Source organism: Gordonia sp. McavH-238-E (assembly GCF_022348225.1).
Classification (GTDB): domain Bacteria; phylum Actinomycetota; class Actinomycetes; order Mycobacteriales; family Mycobacteriaceae; genus Gordonia; species Gordonia terrae.
Genome location: NZ_JAKRFE010000042.1, coordinates 1 through 1,445 on the forward strand (window position 1 = coordinate 1; position 1,445 = coordinate 1,445).

At 54.4% G+C, this 1,445-nt stretch carries 1 rRNA gene; it reads right to left on the reverse strand.

Annotated elements, in window-relative coordinates:
• Nucleotides 1-1,276 (reverse strand): 23S ribosomal RNA (locus MHN80_RS25615); the annotation flags it as partial.
• Nucleotides 1,277-1,445 lie beyond the last annotated feature (169 nt).

Sequence of the window (1,445 nt, forward strand, 5' to 3'; positions counted from 1 at the left end):
ATATGTGAGTGCCGCGGCTTCGGCGGTGTACTTGAGCCCCGCTACATTGTCGGCGCAGGATCACTTGACCAGTGAGCTATTACGCACTCTTTCAAGGGTGGCTGCTTCTAAGCCAACCTCCTGGTTGTCTTCGCGACCCCACATCCTTTTCCACTTAGTACACGCTTAGGGGCCTTAGCCGGCGATCTGGGCTGTTTCCCTCTCGACTACGAACCTTATCGCCCGCAGTCTCACTGCCACACTCTCACTTACCGGCATTCGGAGTTTGGCTGACGTCAGTAACCCTGTGGGGCCCATCGGCCATCCAGTAGCTCTACCTCCAGTAAGAAACATGTGACGCTGCACCTAAATGCATTTCGGGGAGAACCAGCTATCACGGAGTTTGATTGGCCTTTCACCCCTACCCACAACTCATCCCCTCCATTTTCAACTGAAGTGGGTTCGGGCCTCCACGACGTCTTACCGACGCTTCACCCTGGCCATGGGTAGATCACTCCGCTTCGGGTCTAGACCCGGCGACTCAAACGCCCTATTCAGACTCGCTTTCGCTACGGCTACCCCACACGGGTTAACCTCGCCACCGAGCACTAACTCGCAGGCTCATTCTTCAAAAGGCACGCCATCACCCGCAGCCACAAGGACTCACAGGCTTTGACGGATTGTAAGCGTCCGGTTTCAGGTACTATTTCACTCCCCTCCCGGGGTACTTTTCACCTTTCCCTCACGGTACTTGTCCGCTATCGGTCACCAGGAAGTATTCAGGCTTACCGGGTGGTCCCGGCAGATTCACAGCAGATTCCACGAGCCCGCTGCTACTTGGGGACACCGTCACGCAAGACCATGTGTTTTCAGCTACCGGACTCTCACCGACTACGGCAGACCATTCCAGGCCACTTCACCTAACACATGATTTTCTCACTCACGCTTCCACAGGCAGATGGAAGAAGACGAACCCCACAACCCCACACACACAACCCCTACCCGGTATCACATGCGCATGGTTTAGCCTCCTCCGCTTTCGCTCGCCACTACTCACGGAATCACAATTGTTTTCTCTTCCTATGGGTACTGAGATGTTTCACTTCCCCACGTTCCCCCCACACAGCCTATACATTCAGCTGGTGGTAACACGACATCACTCGTGCTGGGTTTCCCCATTCGGACACCCTCGGATCACAGCTCGTTTGACAACTCCCCGAGGACTATCGCGGCCTACCACGTCCTTCATCGGCTCCTGGTACCAAGGCATCCACCGAACGCCCTTACACACTTACAACAACACCTACAAACAACCCCCACACCACAACCCCACAACAGGGCCGCACCGCGAGGACCGAATGTAGACATCACACACTACAAATTCTGCTAAATCACAGACCAACAAAAAGTTGATTTGAAATAAAGATGCTCGCATCCACTATGCACTTCTCAAACAACACACACCG